This is a genomic window from Dyella sp. (assembly GCF_035508675.1).
In the GTDB taxonomy this organism is placed as follows: domain Bacteria; phylum Pseudomonadota; class Gammaproteobacteria; order Xanthomonadales; family Rhodanobacteraceae; genus Dyella_B.
Map to the genome: position 1 here is coordinate 1 of NZ_DATJMN010000249.1, position 18,810 is coordinate 18,810.

At 62.8% G+C, this 18,810-nt stretch carries 13 protein-coding genes; 6 read left to right on the forward strand and 7 right to left on the reverse strand.

What is annotated here, in order from left to right:
• A partial coding sequence (locus VMA74_RS13080; protein ID WP_325367623.1) for an ABC transporter permease occupies positions 1–2,002 on the reverse strand: 2,002 nt, incomplete at its 3' end.
• Positions 2,003–2,015: 13 nt separating this feature from the next.
• Positions 2,016–3,281, reverse strand: a complete 1,266-nt coding sequence (locus VMA74_RS13085) for an efflux RND transporter periplasmic adaptor subunit (protein ID WP_325367625.1) — start codon at positions 3,279–3,281, stop codon at positions 2,016–2,018.
• An 85-nt stretch (positions 3,282–3,366) separates the two neighbouring features.
• On the opposite strand from VMA74_RS13085, the gene VMA74_RS13090 reads away from it, so the two are divergent.
• Positions 3,367–3,636 carry a BON domain-containing protein gene (locus VMA74_RS13090; protein ID WP_325367627.1) on the forward strand — a complete coding sequence of 90 codons (270 nt, stop codon included), beginning with the start codon at positions 3,367–3,369 and terminating at the stop codon, positions 3,634–3,636.
• Between the two features lie 271 nt (positions 3,637–3,907).
• Here the strand turns inward: VMA74_RS13090 and glgX are convergent, their stop codons facing one another.
• From glgX to glgP (VMA74_RS13105), 3 genes are read right to left on the reverse strand one after another with little or no spacing between them, the layout of a single operon-like run.
• Positions 3,908–7,888: a glycogen debranching protein GlgX gene (glgX, locus tag VMA74_RS13095; protein WP_325367629.1), complete on the reverse strand. Its 3,981-nt coding sequence runs from the start codon at positions 7,886–7,888 to the stop codon at positions 3,908–3,910.
• Positions 7,889–7,892: 4 nt separating this feature from the next.
• Complete coding sequence (gene glgB / locus VMA74_RS13100) at positions 7,893–10,115, reverse strand: 1,4-alpha-glucan branching protein GlgB (protein ID WP_325367631.1); 2,223 nt, start codon at positions 10,113–10,115, stop codon at positions 7,893–7,895.
• The gene (glgP, locus tag VMA74_RS13105; protein WP_325367633.1) at positions 10,108–11,868 is read right to left on the reverse strand and encodes an alpha-glucan family phosphorylase; all 1,761 of its coding nucleotides are present in this window, start codon (positions 11,866–11,868) and stop codon (positions 10,108–10,110) included. Before glgP (VMA74_RS13105) ends, glgB begins: the two co-directional genes overlap by 8 nt.
• Positions 11,869–12,076: 208 nt before the next feature.
• Between glgP (VMA74_RS13105) and glgA the strand changes: the two genes are divergently transcribed.
• The 5 genes from glgA to VMA74_RS13130 all read left to right on the forward strand — a co-directional run bounded on the left by glgA (position 12,077) and on the right by VMA74_RS13130 (position 16,668).
• Entirely contained in the window at positions 12,077–13,276 is a 1,200-nt protein-coding gene (gene glgA, locus VMA74_RS13110; protein WP_325367635.1) for a glycogen synthase GlgA, read from the forward strand.
• A gap of 14 nt (positions 13,277–13,290) precedes the next feature.
• Entirely contained in the window at positions 13,291–13,671 is a 381-nt protein-coding gene (locus VMA74_RS13115) for a hypothetical protein (protein WP_325367637.1), read from the forward strand.
• Between the two features lie 4 nt (positions 13,672–13,675).
• Positions 13,676–13,900, forward strand: a complete 225-nt coding sequence (locus VMA74_RS13120; RefSeq protein WP_325367639.1) for a DUF2934 domain-containing protein — start codon at positions 13,676–13,678, stop codon at positions 13,898–13,900.
• 18 nt (positions 13,901–13,918) lie between these two features.
• Entirely contained in the window at positions 13,919–16,414 is a 2,496-nt protein-coding gene (glgP, locus tag VMA74_RS13125; protein ID WP_325367641.1) for an alpha-glucan family phosphorylase, read from the forward strand.
• 74 nt (positions 16,415–16,488) lie between these two features.
• On the forward strand, positions 16,489–16,668 hold the full coding sequence (locus tag VMA74_RS13130) for a hypothetical protein (protein WP_325367643.1): 180 nt from the start codon (positions 16,489–16,491) through the stop codon (positions 16,666–16,668).
• 110 nt (positions 16,669–16,778) lie between these two features.
• Here VMA74_RS13130 and VMA74_RS13135 read toward each other — a convergent pair whose 3' ends face one another.
• Both VMA74_RS13135 and VMA74_RS13140 read right to left on the reverse strand, forming a co-directional pair.
• Positions 16,779–17,756 carry a hypothetical protein gene (locus tag VMA74_RS13135; RefSeq protein WP_325367645.1) on the reverse strand — a complete coding sequence of 326 codons (978 nt, stop codon included), beginning with the start codon at positions 17,754–17,756 and terminating at the stop codon, positions 16,779–16,781.
• Positions 17,757–17,843: 87 nt separating this feature from the next.
• Complete coding sequence (locus VMA74_RS13140) at positions 17,844–18,668, reverse strand: hypothetical protein (RefSeq protein ID WP_325367647.1); 825 nt, start codon at positions 18,666–18,668, stop codon at positions 17,844–17,846.
• Positions 18,669–18,810 lie beyond the last annotated feature (142 nt).

The window sequence follows — 18,810 nt, forward strand, 5'->3', positions numbered from 1 at the left end:
AGCAGAACCCCGCCAGTATCGCGGTGGCGGAAATCAGAATCGGCCAGTGTGCCCATAGCGAAATGAGTTCCGACGCCACGACACCCGCGACGATGCCTGCGGCGCCACCTGTGATGCTGAGAAACACGGCCTCGGCGAGAAACTGCAGCAGTACATGCAACCGCCGCGCACCGATCGCCATGCGCAAACCGATTTCGCGGGTGCGCTCGGTTACTGATACCAGCAGGATGTTCATGATGCCGATGCCGCCGACCAGCAGCGAGATGGATGCCACCGTCGCCAGCAACAGCGCCATCACGCGGCTGCTGCCTTCCGCGGTCTGCTGGATCTGGCTGAGATTGCGCACGGCGAAGTCGTTGGGCTCGCCTGGATGGATGCCGTGGCGTTGCGCGAGCGTCGCGGTGATCTGGCCTAGCGCGGCGGGTACCAGTTGTGTGCCCGCGGCTTGTACATATATCTGGTTGACGTAACCGGTCAGGCGCGGCAAGGTGGCATAGGGGTTGGTTGGTGGCGGGAAATAGGGATCGCCCAACGCCAGAGCCGAGGTCGGTGCGGCTACGCCGAGTACCTTGGCCTGTGCCGTGTTGAAAGGAATCATCAGTACGTCATCCTGATCCTGGCCATACGTGCTCTGGCCTTTGGCGGCGAGCAAACCGATCACGCGCACGGACATGCCTTTCACCAGGATGGCGGCGCCGATGGGATTTTCGGTGGCGCTGAACAATTGATTGCGCACGGTAGCACCCAGCAAGGCCACCATCGCCGAGTCGTCGAAGTCTTCCTTGCTGAAGGATCGTCCCGCTGCAATTTGCCAGTTGGCCACCTGCATGTAATCGCTCGACACGCCCTGGATCATGGTATTCCAGTTCTGGTCGCCGTATTGAAGCTGGCCGCTTTGCCGGATCAGATAGGCCACCGTGCTCACGGCAGCATCCTCGCGCCGGATCGCGCTGGCATCGGATACGGTGAGCGTGGATGCACTCCCGAAGCCGGCGCGAACACCCGTGGAAGTGACTGCGCCCGGCACGACCACCAGCAGATTGGTGCCGAGGCTTTCGATCTGCCGCTTCACTGCTTCGTTGGCGCCTTCGCCCACTGCCACCATCGCGATCAGCGCGGCGACGCCGATGAAGATGCCGAGCATGGTGAGCGCGGAGCGCACCTTGTTGCGCCCGATGGCTTGCGCGGCGGTGGTCACGATCATGCGTGCAAACCCCGGGGTCATGACGCTGCCTTTCACCTGGGCCGGTTGCGCGGTTGCGATGGGGCACGCCTGCTGCAAGGCATCCTTTTCGGCGATATGCGCATTCGGTTGATCGGACACGATGCGACCATCGCGCATGGTGATGATGCGATCAGCGTACGCGGCAATATCGGCTTCGTGCGTCACCACCACCACGGTCACGCCGTGTTGCTGGTTGAGTCCGCGCAACGTGCGCATGATCTCGTGCGAGGTGCGCGTGTCGAGGTTGCCGGTTGGCTCGTCAGCCAATAGCAGGCCGGGTTGGTTGATCAGGGCTCTGGCGATGGCGACGCGCTGCTGTTGACCGCCGGACAATTGCCCTGGGCTGTTGCGCTCCCGCTGTTCTAGGCCCAGATCGCCCAGCACTTTGCGTGCTTTCGCCAGCCGTTCGGCATGGCGCGCGGCGCCGGCACCGGCATAGAACAAGGGCAGGGCGACGTTTTCGAGGGCGCTGGTGCGCGCCAGCAGGTTGAAGCTCTGGAACACGAAGCCGATGCGGTCGCTGCGAATCTGCGCCAGTGCGGGCTCATCGAGTGCAGCCACGTCCACGCCCTGGAAGAAATATTTTCCGCCGGTAGGACTGTCCAGGCAGCCCAGCAGATTCATCAGCGTGGATTTGCCCGAACCCGACGCGCCGACGATCGCGACGAATTCCCCGGCGTCGATGCGCAGCGACACCTCGTCGAGCGCGCGCACGTCGGTATCGCCGCTGCGGTAGATCCGCGAAACATGTTGGAGATCAATGACGGCGTTGGCCATGGTGTCGCTGTCATCACGGATTGAAATGGGGAGCGGTGTTGGTGGCTGCGTGTCCGGCATTGGCCTGCTCGCCGACGATCACCGCTTGCCCGGGTTTCAGCTTGCCGCCGAGTACTTCGCTGAAGCTGTCGTCATCCAGCCCTAACACGACGGGCACAGCGACTGGGCGCCCATCAATGAGCGTCCATACCTGTTTTTCTTCCGGTGACAGCGTTGCAGCGGACGCATCGGCAGGCTTGAAGCGCAAGGCCTGGTCGGGAATGCGCACGACATGCTCACGCGCATCGGTGACGAGTTTGACCGTCGCCGTCATGCCAGGTTTGAGCAACAGATTGCGGTTGTCTGCGCCAAGCACCACGTCGTAAGTAACGACATTCTGGATCGTCTGCGGCGCCTGGCGGACCTGCACCACCGTGGCGGTAAACGGCCGATTTGCAAAACTCTCCACGCGAAAGCTGGCCTGCTGGCCTTCATGGATCGCGCCGATATCGTTTTCGCTGACATTGGTATCCACCTGCATCCGCGTCATATCCGTGGCAATAAGAAACAAGGTCGGTGTTTGAAAGCTTGCTGCCACCGTCTGGCCGATGGTGACGTTGCGCGATACCACCGTGCCGACGACAGGCGAAACGATGTGGGTGTATTCGAGATTGACCTGCGCGGCTTGCAGCGTCGCCTGGTGGCTTTCGACGGAAGCGCGATCCAGTACGATCGTGGCGGCCGCTTCGTCGTAGGCACTTTTGGCCGCGTCGACTGCGTCCTGGGCGACGTAGCCCTTTTTTACCAGTGAAAGGTCACGCGAATACGTCATCCTTGCGTATGCAAGTGCCGCCTGGTCCTTGATCAGCTGCGCCTTTGCGTTGTTCAGTTCGGCAGCGTCCTGGTCGACGACCACCTGATAAGGGCGCGGATCGATGGTCGCGCATACTTGGCCTATTTTTACCTGCGTATTGAAATCGCATGAAATGGTTTGGATCACGCCGGAAACGTAAGAACCGATGATGATGGTAAGCACCGGGTTGACCGTGCCGGTGGCGGTGACGGTCCTGACGATAGGTCCTATCGACACAGGCGTAGTGGCATAGGCGAGTGTGCGGGAGGCCAGCCGCGTGTGGTAGATCGTCCAGGCGGCCACACTGCCGATCACGCATGCCACGGCGACTGCAGTGAACAGTCGCCAGCGAAAGGCTTTTTTCCCGCCGGGCCGTGACCTTGCTTTGGCCGCTGGCGTCGGGTGGTGCATGACGTCGTCTTGCATACGGACCAGCTTCTCTTTCATTCGGCGATTCATCTTCGCCCGATGCGTATGCGCCGCCTTGATGTGCATCAACCATAGCCCAGGATGAAATCTCGCCGAATCCGCCGTGCGCGGCCTGCTTGGCGTGAAAGGCGTCGCCAACCGCATCACCATTACGCCGCAGATCGAGCCACGCAACATCAAGACCAGGATCGAAGCCGCACTGCAGCGCCGTGCGCATGTGGATGCAAGCCACATCAAGATCGAAACGAACAAGGGCGCCGTGAGCTTGCTGGGCGAGGTCGATTCGCTGGCCGAGCGCGACACCATCGAGCAGGCGCCCTGGAGTGCGCCCGGAGTGCAGAAGCTTGTCGACAATCTGACGGTTGCTTCTTGAAGTCAGTGGCAAGCCGCACAGGCCGGGATGAATGCCCGGCTTGCCATCTTCCTGGCGCCGCGTAGCGCGGTCCGCGATCCTTCTGGTCGTCATGCCGGACACTCCCTAGTCCCAACAGCACTAACTTAAACATGTATCTCGACGCTTGTAGTGATGTGCCCCTCCCCTACGTCGCAGGGGAGGGGGCACATCGCGGCAGGCCATGGAGCAGTGACGCTTAAGTTAGTGCCATTGTCCCTAATCCAGCTTGCCCTTCACCGCACACGAGTCCTCAGTGACGAGCACGGCCTCGGAAAATCGCCGCCGTCGCATTCATTCTTGGGTCGTGTTCCAGCGCTTCGACTGCAAGCGGCAGCCGTTGCCGCCAGTTCGGAGCCTCATCGGCCATGCCCGGCAAATTGGCCTGCCGGCGCATGTCAAGCATGTCTTCGATCTGCACGACGGCGAGCCGGCTCGTACAGGCAGCGAGGAAACGGTGAAGCGACTCGGCATCCGGCGGTGTTTCCTTGTCCTGGGTGTAAGGCGCCAATGCGGGGGCAAGCATCATCAGCATGCGATGGCGTTCGGCCCGCGCCATCTCGGCTTGCAGATTCGATGCGTAGAGGTTCCGCGCATGGCGCTCCTGAATGTCCAGGCCTTCCACAAGGCCCGTTACGGTAGGCAGGTCGTGCGTGGATACGACGGCCATGCTGAGCGGTGCGTAATGCCCCGGCGGCATGAATTCGCCGTTTGCGCCGCGCTCGAAATACACCACGCGGTAGCCAAGCATGCATGCTTCCTGCATGCGTTCACGCATGCCGGGCGGCACCACGCCCAGGTCCTCGCCGATGATGGCGCAGCGGTTCTGCATGCTGGCCTGCGCCACATGTTGCAGCAGGGTTTCGAACGGGTAGGCCATGTAGGCGCCATGCGCAGCGTCGTCGCCGCGCGGCACCCAGAACTGGCGCATCAATCCCATCACGTGATCCAGCCGCATCGCACCGGCGTGGCGCATGGTCGCCTCCAGCACCGCGTCGAAAGGCGCGTAGTCGAGTTCGATCAGCTGTTGCGGCCGCCACGGCGGGATGCCCCAGCACTGGCCGCGCGAGGCGAATGCATCCGGCGGTGCGCCCAGCTCCACGTCGAGTGCGGCGAGGCCGGGCCATTGCCAGCTTTCGGCGCTATCCAGGGCGGCGCCCAATGCCAGGTCGGTCATCCATCCGAGCTGCATGCCGGCGGCACGCGCACAGGCGGCGGCGTGCCGCCATTGCCGGCGCGCCAGCCATTGCAGGTAGGCGTGCCACGCCACATCCACGCTGTGCTCCCGCGCAAAGGCGTCCACCTCGGGCGAGGCGGGATCGCGCAAGGATGGCGGCCATGCCTGCCACGCCACTTGCCGTCCGCTGCGGCGATCGATGTCGTGCCGCAGCGCCTGGAACACGCAGTAACGATGCAGCAACTGGCCTTCGTTGCCGCAGAAACGCAAGAACGCCATGCCCTCGGCGCTGGGCTCCGGCCCGAGGTGACGATCGCGGAACGCGTCGTAGAGCAATGCGAGCGCGTGCCGCTTGAGCGCCACCACCGCCGGATAATCCACCAGCGCCGCGCTGCGCAGGCGTTGCAGTTCCGCCCGCGTATCTGCGCGATCCATGAACGCCCGGTATTCCGCCGGTGCGTCGCCACCTGCCGCTTGCGCCACCGATATGAACAAGGGGTTGAGCATCGAGCGGCTATCGGGCGAATAAGGCGATGCGCACTGCGGACGATCCAGCGACAAGGCATGCAACGGACTGAGCTGGATGCCGTCGGCGCCCCACTTCGCGACGATGCCGGCCAGCAAGGCCAGGTCTTCGAAATCGCCGATGCCCCAGTTGTCGCCAGAGCGCAGGCTGTACATCTGCACGGACAGCGCCCATCGTCCCGGCGGCGTCGCCAGCGACGGCGGCAGGAAGCAGGGCGGTGCGTGTTCCTGCGAATGCGGCAAGGCGTTGCGTGCAAGCGATGCCTGGGAACCGGCATGCTGCAAGCCCGGCAGGCTCCCGGCGATGAGTTTGCGCAGGCTTTCGGCGGGTACCTGATGGCGCTTGCCGTCCGCATCGACATAGTCACTGGCGATGCCGGCAGCGCTGGCCTGTGCGGCGAGTTCGGCAGAAACGCCCAGCAGACGCGAGCGGCGCGGCGCGAGGGCGACCAAGCCGCCAGCGGGAACCATGACGGATTGGCCTGCGTCGTGAATGCGTGGCGCAACGTCCTGGGCAGGCAGGTCGCTATCGAGCACGACCATCCAGCCATCGGCCGCTTCGAACGCAGGCAATTGAAACGCGAGCGACTCGTCGCCGCCGTTGAGGGCGATGAACAACCGCTCCCGCTCGACGTCTTCGCTTCGGACATCGGTAAGCAGGATGGCCAAGCCGCACTCGCCGTCATGCCAGGCTCCGGCCGGAATGTCGCCGCCTGCCGGCGCCAGCCAGCGGATGTCCTGGTCGCCGCGTGGGTCCGGTGCGCCGGCATAGAAGCCGTCCTCGCCGACGAAGGGCAGCACGCGCCGCAGCTTGACCGCTTGCCGGAGGGCGTCGCGCACATCGCGCCATGCATCGCCGCGTGCCGCCCAGTCCAGCCAGCTCGTTTCGTTGTCCTGGCAGTACGCGTTGTTGTTGCCTTGCTGGGTGTGTGACAGCTCGTCGCCGCCCAGCAACATGGGCACGCCACGCGACAGCAGCAGCGTGCCAAGCATGGATATGCGTTGACGGCGACGGCGTGCGAGCACGATGGCGTCCGACGTATCGCCTTCCACGCCGAAGTTGCGGCTCAGGTTGGTATGGGTGCCATCGCGGTTGGCGTCGCCGTTGGGCTCATTGTGCTTGTTGGCATACGCGCTGAGGTCGGCGAGCGTGAAGCCGTCATGCGCGGTGATGAAGTTGATGCCGGATGAGGGCGGGCGCGCCCGGTTTGCAAAAACATCGCTGGAACCGGCAAAGCGCGTCGCCAGTTCGCCGCGCATGCCGGGGTCGCCGCGCCAGTACCGCCGCACGCCGTCGCGGTAGCGATCGTTCCATTCGCGGAACGGCGGCGGGAATTCGCCCAGCGCATGTCCATGCGGGCTGGCATCCCAGGGTTCGGCAATCCATTTCAGCTGGCGCAGATCAGGGTCTTCCTGGATCGTTCGCCACAGCAGCGATTGCCGGTCGAAGGCGCCGTTCGCATGGCGCGCGAGCGCGGTGGCAAGATCGAAGCGAAAACCATCGACGCCGATCTCGCACGCCCAGTAGCGCAGCGCTGCATGGATGAGGGCGGCCACGGCCGGCTCAGCAGGATTGAGCGTATTGCCGCAGCCGGAGTAATCGACATAGCTTTCGGGATGATCCGGCTGCAATAGGTAATAGCTGGCATTGTCCAGCCCGCGCAGGGAAAGCGTGGGGCCGAAGGCGTCCGTTTCGGCGGTGTGGTTGAAGACCACGTCGAGAATGATTTCCAGGCCGGCCTGGTGCAGGCGATCCACCGTGCGGACCATCTCCAGCGCATCGCCGCTTGCCAGGTAGGCGCCATGGATGGCCTGCATCGCGATCGGGTTGTAGCCCCAGTAGTTGCTCAGCCCGTGTTGCACCAATCTTTTTTCGTCGAGGAAGGCGGCGGTCGGCAGCAGTTCGAGCCCGGTGATGCCCAGGTCGCGCCAATAGGCGATCAATGCAGGTTCGGCCAGTGCGGCAAACGTGCCGCGCATATCGGCGGGCACATCCGGGTGCCGCATGCTGAATCCCTTGACGTGCATTTCGTAGAGCACGCTGTCGCGCCACGCTGTATGCGGGCGTGGCGGACGTTGCGCAAGCGGGGGCAGGGACGCGGCAACCAGGCACTTGGGAACATAAGGCGCGCTGTCCCGTGTATCCGGCGTTGCAGGATCGTGCGGATCGCTGGTGGCATAGCCGAGCACGGCGTCGTTCCAGGTGAAATCGCCGTGCAGCGCACGCGCATAAGGATCGATCAGCAGCTTGCGCGGATTGAAGCGATGTCCATGGCGCGGCATATAGGGACCATAAGCGCGCAAGCCGTACATCAGTCCCGGTCCGGCGCCTTCCAGATAGCCGTGCCACACATCGCCGCTTTGGGCCGGCAGCGCGAGCCGGGCGGTTTCCTGCGTGCCGGCTTCGTCGAACAGGCACCATTCCACGCGCACCGCGTGGCGCGAATGGACGGCCATGTTGACGCCGTGTCCGTCCCAATGCGCGCCGAGCGGTTGCGGCGATCCCTGGGCAAGGGCGGACTGGATAGTCATCGGGTCAACGCTGCGCCGGCATCAGTACCAATGCCGCCAGCGGCGGCAAGGTCAGCGACAGGGACCACGGTTCGCCATGCATGGGCACCGCTTCGCTCGCGACCGCGCCAAGGTTGCCCATGCCGCTGCCGCCGTATTCGCGTGCATCGCTATTGAACCGTTCAACATAGACGCCGGCTACCGGAACGCCGACGCGGTAGCCGATGCGCGGGACGGGCGTGAAATTGCTGACCACGATGACCGTGTCGCTCGCATCCTCGCCCATGCGGCGCCAGGCCAGCACGCTTTGCTCGGTGTCGTTGCAGTCGATCCAGCGGAATCCACGGTTGTCGCAATCCCTGTCATGCAGGCTGCCCAGCGAGCGGTACAGCTGGTTGAGATCGCGCACCAGCTGCTGCACGCCGCTGTGGTCGGGGCAGTCGAGCAGTGGCCAATCCAGCTGCGTGTCGTGATTCCATTCGCGTTCCTGGGCGAATTCATCGCCCATGAACAGCAGCTTCTTGCCGGGCTGCGTATATTGAAACGCCAGATACAGGCGGAGATTCGCCAGCCGTTGCCAGCGGTCGCCCGGCATTTTGCCGAGCAGCGAACCTTTGCCGTGGACGACCTCGTCATGCGAGAGCGGCAGTATGAAATTTTCGCTGAAGGCGTAGAGCAGGCCGAACGTGAGTTGATCGTGATGGTAGCGGCGATGCACCGGATCGTGCCGCATGTAGCCCAGGGTGTCGTTCATCCAGCCCAGGTTCCATTTGTAGTCGAAGCCGAGGCCGCCCACATAGGTCGGCCGCGTCACCATCGGCCAGGCGGTCGATTCTTCCGCCATCGTCAATACGCCGGCAGGCGCCATGTGGTGCACGACTTCATTGAAGCGGCGCAGGAACGCGACGGCCTCCAGGTTTTCGTTGCCGCCGTGGCTGTTGGGCAGCCATTGTCCGGGCGCGCGGTTGTAATCGAGATACAGCATGGATGCCACGGCATCCACGCGCAGGCCGTCGACATGAAACTCGCACAGCCAGTACAGCGCATTGACGATCAGGAAATTGGCCACTTCCAGGCGCGCAAAGTTGTAGACCAGGGTGTCCCATTCCTGGTGGTAGCCGCGGCGGAGGTCTTCGTGTTCGTACAGGCAGGTGCCGTCGAAGCGTTCCAGGCCATGCGCATCGCGCGGGAAGTGCGCTGGCACCCAATCGAGCAAAACGCCAAGGCCCGCTGCATGGCAACGATCGATGAAGCGCCGGAAGGCATCTGGCGTGCCCCATCGCGCGGAAGGCGCAAACAATGCCGTTGGCTGATAACCCCAGGAGCCGCCGAACGGATGCTCGTTGACCGGCAGCAACTCCAGGTGCGTGAAGCCCATGCCGACGGCGTAGGGAATCAGCGCACCGGCCAATTCGTCGTACGTCCACATGGACCCATCGGCATGCCGGCGCCAGGAACCCAGGTGCACTTCGTAGATCGCCATGGGCGATGACCAGGACGGTGCAGCTGCCCGTTTGGCCATCCATGGCGCATCGTTCCAGGCGAACGGCGTGGCGTCGGCGACGCGGGCTGCCGTAGCGGGCGGCAATTCCGTTGCAAATGCATACGGGTCGGACTTCAGCACGGTATGCCCGCCATGCGTTCGCAATTCGAACTTGTACAGTTCGCCGGGCCCGATGCCGGGCACGAAAATATCCCATACGCCGCACTCGAAGTGCCGCCGCATGACGTGCAAGCGGCCGTCCCAGTGATTGAACGCACCGACCACGCTGACGCGCTCGGCATTGGGTGCCCACACCGCGAAGGCGACGCCGTCCACGCCGCAAAAGCGGCAGGCATGCGCACCGAGCTTGTCATGGGCGCGCCAATGGGTGCCTTCGGCCAGTGCACGGCAGTCCTGATCGGAGAGCCACGGCGGAAACGCATAGGCGTCGTCCCTATCGAGCGTTCCTTCAGCGTTGTGCACACGCAGGCGATAGCAAAAGCAGCCCTCGGGCGCGTGCAGCGTCATGCTGAAAAAGCCCTCGACAGCCGTTGGCTGCAATTGGCCGCGAACGCGGTTCGTATCGCGTTCCAGCAGCTCGACCTGCTGGGCGCCAGGGATGAAGCAACGCACCACGACGCAAGCCTGCTCCGCCGTTTCATGCATGCCGAGCACGCCATAGGGATTATCGTGTTCGCCGCGAAGCAGGCGCTTGGCGTCATCCTGCTCCGTTTCCGCATGCCGTGGAGCGGGCGCGCTAGACATGGGGATTCGTCTGCACGCCGTGGCGCGGCAAATAGGCTTCTGCAATGTAGCGCAGCATCATGCGATGCGAATTGAAGGTGCTGCCGATCTTGCTGATCGACTGCATCATCATCCATATCCAGCGTTCCCGCTGTTCGTAATACAGCGGCAGTACGGTGTGTTCGAGCTTCTCGTACAGATGCGCGGCATTGGCGAAATGGCTGCCCTTGCCGTCGTCGTCGATGGACCAGCCCGTGACGCCTTCGATGCAGGCTTCGATCCACCAGCCATCCAGCACGCTCAGGTTGAGCACACCGTTGATGGCCGCTTTCATGCCGCTGGTGCCGGAAGCCTCCAGTGGCGGTTCTGGCGTATTGAGCCATACGTCCGCCCCGGCGATGACGATGGGCGCGATGCCCAGGTCGTAATTGGGCAGGAAGGCGATGTTCAGCGTTGGCGCGAGTTTGGCGATCACCTGGTGGATATCGCGGATCAGTTCCTTGGCCGGAGCGTCATGGGGATGGGCCTTGCCGGCGAACACGAGCTGGAACGGGCGCCCGGCGTGAATGGCGGCGAGCCGTTCGAGGTCCGAAAACAGCAATCCGGGGCGCTTGTACGTCGCGACGCGGCGTGCAAAGCCGAGAATGGGCAGTTCCGGATCAAGCGATACGCCGGTGATGCGACGGGTAAGGGCGATGAGGTCCGCCTTGGCGCTGACATGCGCCCGCCACACGTCATCCGGCGGCAACTGATCGAAACGCAGCATGTTCATCGGCAGATAGCCCCAATCCTTGGAATGGCGGTTGAACAGCTCCGAGAAAGCGGGATGCGCCCACGTGGGCACGTGAATGCCGTTGGTGACGGCGCGGATCCGATAGTCGGGAAACATGCGCGTGGCCACTTCCGCATGCTTGACGGCAACGCCATTGATGTACCCGCTGAGCGAGAGCGCCAGCCGGGTCATGTTGAGGCGATCGCTGCCCGCCAATTGGCGGAGTTGATCCAGTTCCACAAAGCCCTGCAGAAGGTGGCCGAACAACTCATAGGAAAAGCGGTCGTGGCCGGCGTCGACCGGCGTATGGGTGGTGAAGATGCAGCGTTCGCGCACTTGCGCCACGTCATAGCGCAACTGGCCCGGCGAAACCTGGTCGGGCGGTCGCGGATAGCGCCGCAGCAGGTCGAGCGCGAGCAGCGCGGCGTGGCCTTCGTTGAGGTGGTAGCTGGCGATCTGGAAGCCCAGCGCCCCGAGAATGCGCAGACCGCCGATGCCCAGCACGATTTCCTGCTTGAGCCGATAAACGTGGTCGCCGCCGTAGAGCGCGCTCGTTATGTGGCGATCCTCGGCCTGGTTTTCCGGCAGGTCGGTATCGAGCAGCAGCACGGGCGCCGAACCGCCGGCGGGACTCTTCAGCAGGTAGAGCCAGGGCCGCACCCACACCTCCCGGCCCTCGATCAACAACGCTACCTTGACGCGCAACGGCGTAGCGTGGTCTTCGGGCGACCAGGGGTCGGGATGGTCGACCTGCCTGCCTTCCGCATCGATCTCCTGGTGCAGGTAGCCATGCCGGCAAAGCAAGGTGACGAACACCATCGGCAATGAAAGATCTGCGCTGGTACGTGCGGTATCGCCGGCCAATACGCCCAGGCCGCCACTGTACGTGTGTATTTCGGGGTGCAGCGCGATCTCCATCGAAAAGTACGCCACGCGGGTGCGAGCCAGATAAGGGCCGATCGTCAATACCGATGCTGATCGTTGATGTTCGGGAATGGTCATGGGAGACGGATCCACGGGCTCGCAAACGGACTTTCCTGAGTAGCCCACCCCAGGAGGAGAGAAGCGGAGATGTCAACTATCGACCCAAATCGCCCCGGGCATTTGATCTCGATCAATATCGCCCCGGCGTGCAGGCGTACGTTTCACGGGACTACCCAGCCGAACGGCGGAAACATTCATGTGGGCGATACATGACAGTGGCGCATCCATGCCTGTTCAGCAAAAAAAGGCATTGAAATTGCTGTTCGTCGCCGCGGAGATTTTTCCGTTGGCGAAAACAGGCGGCCTGGCCGATGTGTGCGGGGCGCTGCCGCAAGCGCTGACCGGCCATGGTATCGACGTGCGCATACTGATGCCGGGTTACGGCCAGGCGCTGGATCGCGTGATGGCAGCCCAGATTGTCGCCGACCTGGGCGAGATCCTGCCGGGTATGCCGGTGCGGATCGTGGGCGGCTGGATGCCCGATTCGGGCTTGCCGGTATGGCTGGTCGATTGCCCGCAGCTGTATCGGCGCCCGGGCTCGCTTTATCGCGATGCGGACGGCAGCGACTGGCCTGACAACGCCATGCGATTCGCCGTGCTCAATCACGTTGCAGCCCGGATCGCGTCCGCACGCAGCCCGATCGGCTGGCTGCCCGATATCGTGCACGCGCACGACTGGCATGCCGGGCTGGTTCCCTTGTTGCTGCAGCAACAGGGCGGCAATCGGCCGAAAACCGTGTTTACGGTGCACAACATGGCATTCCAGGGGCTGGTCCCGCTGGACCAGGCGAGCCAATTGGGTTTGCCGCCCAGCGCCGCAACGCTCGATGGCGCCGAATTCTACGGATACATGTCCTTCCTGAAAGCAGGCATACGCTACGCCGACGTCGTCACCACGGTAAGCCCCAACTACGCGCACGAAATCGGAACCCCTCAATTCGGTTGCGGCATGGACGGACTGATCCGCTCGCGCGATGACATCGTCGGCATCATGAACGGCATCGACGAGCAAGTCTGGAATCCGTCCACCGATCCCTATTTGCCGCGGTGTTATTCGCCCGACAAACCGCTCGGCAAGCGCCATTGCAAGCTGGCCTTGCAGCAGCAGCTTGGGTTGGACACGGATGCCGCCGCGCCGCTGGCTGAATCCGTATGCCGCCTCACCTGCCAGAAAATGGCGGACGTGCTGCTTGCCTGTCTTCCTGAGCTGCTGCAGCGACATCCTCTGCTGCAAGTGGTCGTGCACGGCTGCGGCGACAGCGCGCTGGAGCAGGGATTCCTAGCCATGGCGGCACGCTTTCCCGGCCGGATGGCGGCGCACATCGGCTATGACGAAAGCCTGGCGCACCAACTGCATGCCGGTGCCGACATCCTGCTGCTGCCGACATCCTGCTGCACGGCGCGCGCTTCGAACCTTGCGGACTGACCCAGCTGTACGCCATGCGCTACGGCACCATCCCGGTGGTGCGCCGTGTCGGTGGCCTGGCGGACAGCGTAATCGACATTACGGATGGCACCGAGCGAACCGACGGCTTCATCGGCTTTGCGTTCGACGAACCGACCGGTGAGGCGCTGTGCGATACGGTTACCCGCAGCCTCCGCGTTTACCAAAACCTGCCTGACACCTGGGCGCGCATTCGCCGTTCGGCGATGTCCGGCGATTACGGATGGCACCGGTCGTCAGCCGAATATCTGCGCGTGTACGAAAAGCTGCTGCCGGAGCATGCACAGTTCGAGCCAGCGGAACAGGCGCCATCGAGCACGTGTTCGTCGCGCCCTGCCGATGAGCGCGGTGCGCTTGAACTGCATGCGGAAAGGTAGCGCCATGAGCACGGAGCCCATCCAGACAAAGGCCAACGTAACGGCGGAAGACCCGCAGCAGAAGCCGGCCCATGCCTGGCTGCCAACCCCTGTCGACGCCGCGGCACGGCGAGTGATGGTGGCGCAGGCGGCGTATTTTCGTGCGGAGAAACGAGCGTTCGCGCCCGGCTTCGAACTGGAAGACTGGCTCGAGGCCGAGCGCGAAATCGCGCGCACCTTCGACAGCTGATCGCCAGCTGCCCACCACATGTATGGCATCCTGCCACGTGTCCTGCCGCCCGGCCTGGAAGCGCTTACCGAATTGGCGCTTGATCTGCGCTGGACCTGGAACCATGCCGTGGACGCGCTGTGGATGCAGGTGGATGCCGAACTGTGGGAGCGCACCCACAATCCTTGGGTGGTGCTGCAGCATGCTTCGCAACGCAGCCTGGAGCAGTTGAGCCGCGACGAAGCGTTCGCCCGGCAGCTCGAGCAGGCAATCAGTGATCGCCAACGCTACCTGACCACGCGGGGCGTCGGTGCAAGCCAGTCTCTGCCGGACGCATCGGCGCCGATCGCGTATTTCAGCATGGAATTCGGCTTGAGCGAGGCGCTGCCGCTCTATGCCGGCGGTCTGGGCGTATTGGCCGGCGATTATTTGAAGACGGCCAGCGACCTCGGGGTTCCGCTGTTCGGTATCAGCCTGATGTACCAGGAGGGCTACTTTCGCCAGGCAATCGATGCCGGCGGCAATCAGCGCGAAGCCTATCCGTATTCCGACCCGACCAACCTGCCGATCCAGCCGGTCGTCAACGAGGACAACACCTGGGTGGAGATCGACCTTCCGTTGCCGGGTCGCACCCTGCACTTACGTGTGTGGCAGGCCAACGTCGGGCGCACCCGGCTTTATTTGCTCGACAGCAATCACGTGCGCAACGGCCCGGTGGATCGTGGCATCACGTCCAAGCTGTACGGCGGCGGCTCGGAGATGCGGCTGCTGCAGGAAGTGGTGCTGGGCGTCGGTGGCTGTGCGTTGCTCGATACGCTCAAGGCCAATGTCCACGTTTGCCATTTGAACGAAGGGCACGCGGCCTTGGCCGTGCTTGAACGGGCCAGGCGGTTCATGCACGCCAGGAACGTGTCGTTCTGGGAGGCATGGTGGGCAACGCGGGCAGGCAATGTGTTCACCACCCACACGCCCGTCGCGGCGGGATTCGACGCCTTCACGCCATCGCTCATCTACAAATACGGACGCGCTTATCTGGCCGATTGCCAGCTCTCCCTGCGCGAGCTGCTGGCGCTCGGGCGCTGCGATCCGTCTGACGATAGCGAACCTTTCAACATGACCTACCTCGCCTTGCGTGGCTGTGCGCAAACCAGTGCGGTAAGCCGCCTGCATGGCGCCGTGAGCCGGAAGCTGTTCGACCGGCTCTATCCGCGCTGGCCGGTCGATGAAGTTCCGGTGCGCCATGTGACCAATGGCGTGCACGTGCCTTCGTGGGATTCCTCCTGGGCAGACGCCTTGTGGACGCACACCTGCGGCAAGGCCCGTTGGCTCGGTGAATCCAGTAGCCTCACGGCGGCCATCGCCCAATGCGAGGATGCCGCGTTGTGGGAGCTTTCCGCGAACGAACGTCGTGATCTGGTGCGTTACACGCGCGAGCGGCTGGCCTGGCAATTGGGTTTGCGCGGCGAGTCCCCGCAGCAAATCGCCCAGGCCGCGGAGGTGCTCGATCCCAATATCCTGACCCTGGGACTGGCGCGGCGTTTCGCCGAATACAAGCGGATGAACCTGCTGCTGCATGACGAGCAGCGTTTGACGCGGCTACTGTCGAACGAGCGGCGCCCCGTGCAATTGATCGTCGCCGGCAAGGCACATCCCGATGACGAGCTCGGCAAGCGCCAGGTGCATGCCTGGCTGGAGTTCACGCGCCGCCCGGAGCTGCGCGGGCGCGTAGTGTTTCTTGAAGACTACGACCTCACGCTTGCGCAATGCCTGGTGCAGGGCGTGGACGTGTGGATCAACACGCCACGCCGCCCATGGGAGGCGTGCGGAACCAGCGGCATGAAAACCTTGGTCAATGGCGGACTCAACCTGTCCGTGCTGGACGGGTGGTGGGCCGAGGCCTATGACCCCGCCTACGGCTGGGCGATCGGCGACCACGGCGACGATGCCGACGATGCACAGAGCCTTTACCGGCTGTTGGAAGAAGACGTTGTGCCAGCGTTTTACGAGCGCGACGCGCGCGGCATTCCGGTTCGCTGGATCGAACGCATGCGGGCCAGCATGTCGCAGCTCGCGCCCCGCTTCAGTAGCAACCGCATGTTGCGGCAATACCTGGAGGAATTCTATGCGCCGGCTGCGCGCGCCTTCCTTCAACGGCAACTTCATGACGCGCATTTGGCGCGTGAGCTCAGCGCATGGCACGCCGCGCTTTTGTCCCATTGGCACGAAGTGCATTTCGGTGCTGTCGACGCCAGGCTCGATGGCGACCACTGGCGCGTCGACGTGCCCGTCTATCTGGGCGACGTGCGTCTGGAATGGATCAAGGTGGAGCTGTATGCACAAGCGCAGGGCGAGCAACCGATTGCATGCATTGCCATGGGCGCGGGCGTGCCGATAAGCGGCGCCATCGGCGGCTATATCTTCACCGCAAAAGTGCCGGCACGACGACCGTTGGATCACTACACGCCACGCGTGCGAGCCTGGCATGCGGAAGCCTTTTTGCCCGCCGAGTCGCCGTTGATTGCGTGGCAGCGGTGAACGCTTTGCATTCGCGCATGCAGGCATGTTTTTTCTGCCACGCATGTGGAGGAAATACGTACATCCAGCTGGCCATGCGCGGAGGGGCTTCGCTGGGCAGCCTGTTGACCGGCATCTCGGTCAACAGGCTAGGCCAGCGTACTGCACTGGCGATCAATGACAGCCTGGCATTGGTGCTGCTTTGGCTGTTCATCGGCGGATGCCGGTGGAAGACGCCGCTTGAGCGCATACCCAGCAACCCGCGGTTGCCGTGAATGCGCTGCTACGTCTGTCCAGCTGGCGCGCATCAAGTGGCCTAGCTCACAATGATTCGATGTCCGTGAGGCGTCAGGCGGCTTGATGGCCTTGGTTTGGCCCGCATGCATCAGCATTCTGTAACCAGCACTTCATAGTCATGGCCTTCCCATGCCTCCCTGTCGCGCCACAGGAACGTGAATTGGATGGTTTCTCCGGCTACCAGGCCGGCAACTGGAAGATCGACGACATGGAGTCCGAGCGTGGTGTCCCGGGTGTCGTCATCGCGAATGTTGTTCCATCCATTGATGCCCCAATGCACGCGCGCTGGCGCGCCAAGGGCAATGGTGAGGGTCTTCCCCATCTGCAGTTTTTGAGGGCGCACATGCGGGCCCCAAAAATCGTAGTCGATGCTGGGACGCATGCCGCGGTAGCGCTTCCAGGTAGCGAAGGGCCGGTCCACGGGATGGCCCAGCTCACGGCTATAACAAAGCTTGATGAACTCGGCTTGTGCCCACACCAGCGGCATGGTCGAGCCAGTCGGCTTGCCCGGATTGAGGTTGTGCCCGGCAATCGGATCGCGATCCCATATTTGTTCGGGGATCAATCCCAACGGGCTGCTCATCGCCATCATGGCGTCGAGGTAGGGGAGCGCATCTTCGCCCGCTGCCAACGCGTAATGCCCGCGTTCGCCGGTCAACAAGGGCCAGCCGCGGCCCAGCCCGGTGCCGTCAAAGGGGGTGCCGTCCGGATGTTCGCCGTAGCCGTCGTTGTTGTATCGATGCCAAACGGGGCCGCACGGGGTGTCCGATTTGAGCAGGTGATCGACCACCTTCAGGCTGTCGACGATGTAGGCATCATCGGCCTGACGCAGTCCATAGCGGACAAGCTGCAGAAAATCGGTGGATATCCGCGCATTGGCCGGTAGGCCCGGATCCTGCGCGAGGTTCTTGGTGGGTACCCTCTCGCAATGGGCGCTTCGGCGTGCCAGCGCGTCGAGCGGTACGGTGCGGATGAAATACCCGCTTACCGCGAGCTCACGCGCGAGCGAGGTGTCCGTGACGAAGGACCAGTCCTCCTTCGGAGGCGAGTGGCGAGCTCGCTTCAACGGAGACACAATCCAAAGCGTCGGATTCTTCAGTACATTGATGCGAAGTTTTCAGCGATACAGTGCAATGTCACGCGCATAGCAGCTTTAGTTATTCAGCAATGACTCAAAATAACTTGGATAGCTGACCAAAGCCTGTCGCACACGGTCTAGATGAATTGTCGCTGCTATGGGAAAGGAGTCTCCTTCGAACCCGTCAATCCGCACTTCACGGCAAAGGCTCTGCACCACAACGCGATCGCTGAATCCAAATTCATAGCAAGAAACAGTCAGTCGATCAGGAAGTCCGTATTTGAGAGACTTTTGAAATAAAGCAATCGAGGAAGTTGTTTCGTTTGCTAGGAATCGATCGCCTAGTAGAAATTGAGCGACAGCGGCGAGAACCAAGGCGCAGTCGAATCCAAGGGTGCTTTCGCAGAAATCAACTATGTCATCTTCGGATAACTTTCGGCGCCTCTCTGAGCCCCAGGGCTTGCTTCCTTCCATCGAGCGGGACAAAGTGAAAATTTCCGAATAGGCGTGGCCTCGAATCCATAGAGTCGCGATCTGGAGGGCAAGACCGTCAGGTTGTATGGTGTGGAAGAATTTGTCGTCAGATTGCGATGCGAACAGATCCCAAGTGGCGCGCAGCCATTGCTCGTTTGCCTCAAGCGCAAGTAATTGTTCGCGATTGGCCCCTACCCATATCTCGATGGCCTTAGCGTTCCGCACGCCGAGCAGAGTCTTTGCGTAACTTGCTTGTCTTTCGGGATCGGGCTCTTGGTTATAGACGTACTCTCCCACTGCAACAAATAGTTCCGTAACACTGGGCTTTAGGTCTTCGTTAGCCAGATGATAGGCTAGTGTCGATGATGCGAGTCTTTCAGCGGAAGTTTTGAATTCGTCAAGGCTTGCACTCCCTCTGTTGGCCATCTGAATCGCCCCGATTTCCGTGGAGGCTGTCTGGTTTAAGTAGTCATGCTGCCGCGGCTTCGACGTCCTTCCGTAGGCGGTAGTAATTTTCTTCGGCCTCGGCGGGCGGAATATAGCCGATCGATCCAAGCAACCGCTGGTG

What these genes read in the sequence shown, in the direction of transcription:
- VMA74_RS13085 (WP_325367625.1), bottom strand. Translation starts at nt 3,281, where the DNA reads ATGAAAGAGAAGCTGGTCCGTATGCAAGACGACGTCATGCACCACCCG.
- glgX (WP_325367629.1), bottom strand. Translation starts at nt 7,888, where the DNA reads ATGACTATCCAGTCCGCCCTTGCCCAGGGATCGCCGCAACCGCTCGGC.
- glgB (WP_325367631.1), bottom strand. Translation starts at nt 10,115, where the DNA reads ATGTCTAGCGCGCCCGCTCCACGGCATGCGGAAACGGAGCAGGATGAC.
- glgP (WP_325367633.1), bottom strand. Translation starts at nt 11,868, where the DNA reads ATGACCATTCCCGAACATCAACGATCAGCATCGGTATTGACGATCGGC.
- glgA (WP_325367635.1), top strand. Translation starts at nt 12,077, where the DNA reads ATGCCTGTTCAGCAAAAAAAGGCATTGAAATTGCTGTTCGTCGCCGCG.
- VMA74_RS13115 (WP_325367637.1), top strand. Translation starts at nt 13,291, where the DNA reads ATGCGCTACGGCACCATCCCGGTGGTGCGCCGTGTCGGTGGCCTGGCG.
- VMA74_RS13120 (WP_325367639.1), top strand. Translation starts at nt 13,676, where the DNA reads ATGAGCACGGAGCCCATCCAGACAAAGGCCAACGTAACGGCGGAAGAC.
- glgP (WP_325367641.1), top strand. Translation starts at nt 13,919, where the DNA reads ATGTATGGCATCCTGCCACGTGTCCTGCCGCCCGGCCTGGAAGCGCTT.
- VMA74_RS13130 (WP_325367643.1), top strand. Translation starts at nt 16,489, where the DNA reads ATGCGCGGAGGGGCTTCGCTGGGCAGCCTGTTGACCGGCATCTCGGTC.
- VMA74_RS13140 (WP_325367647.1), bottom strand. Translation starts at nt 18,668, where the DNA reads ATGGCCAACAGAGGGAGTGCAAGCCTTGACGAATTCAAAACTTCCGCT.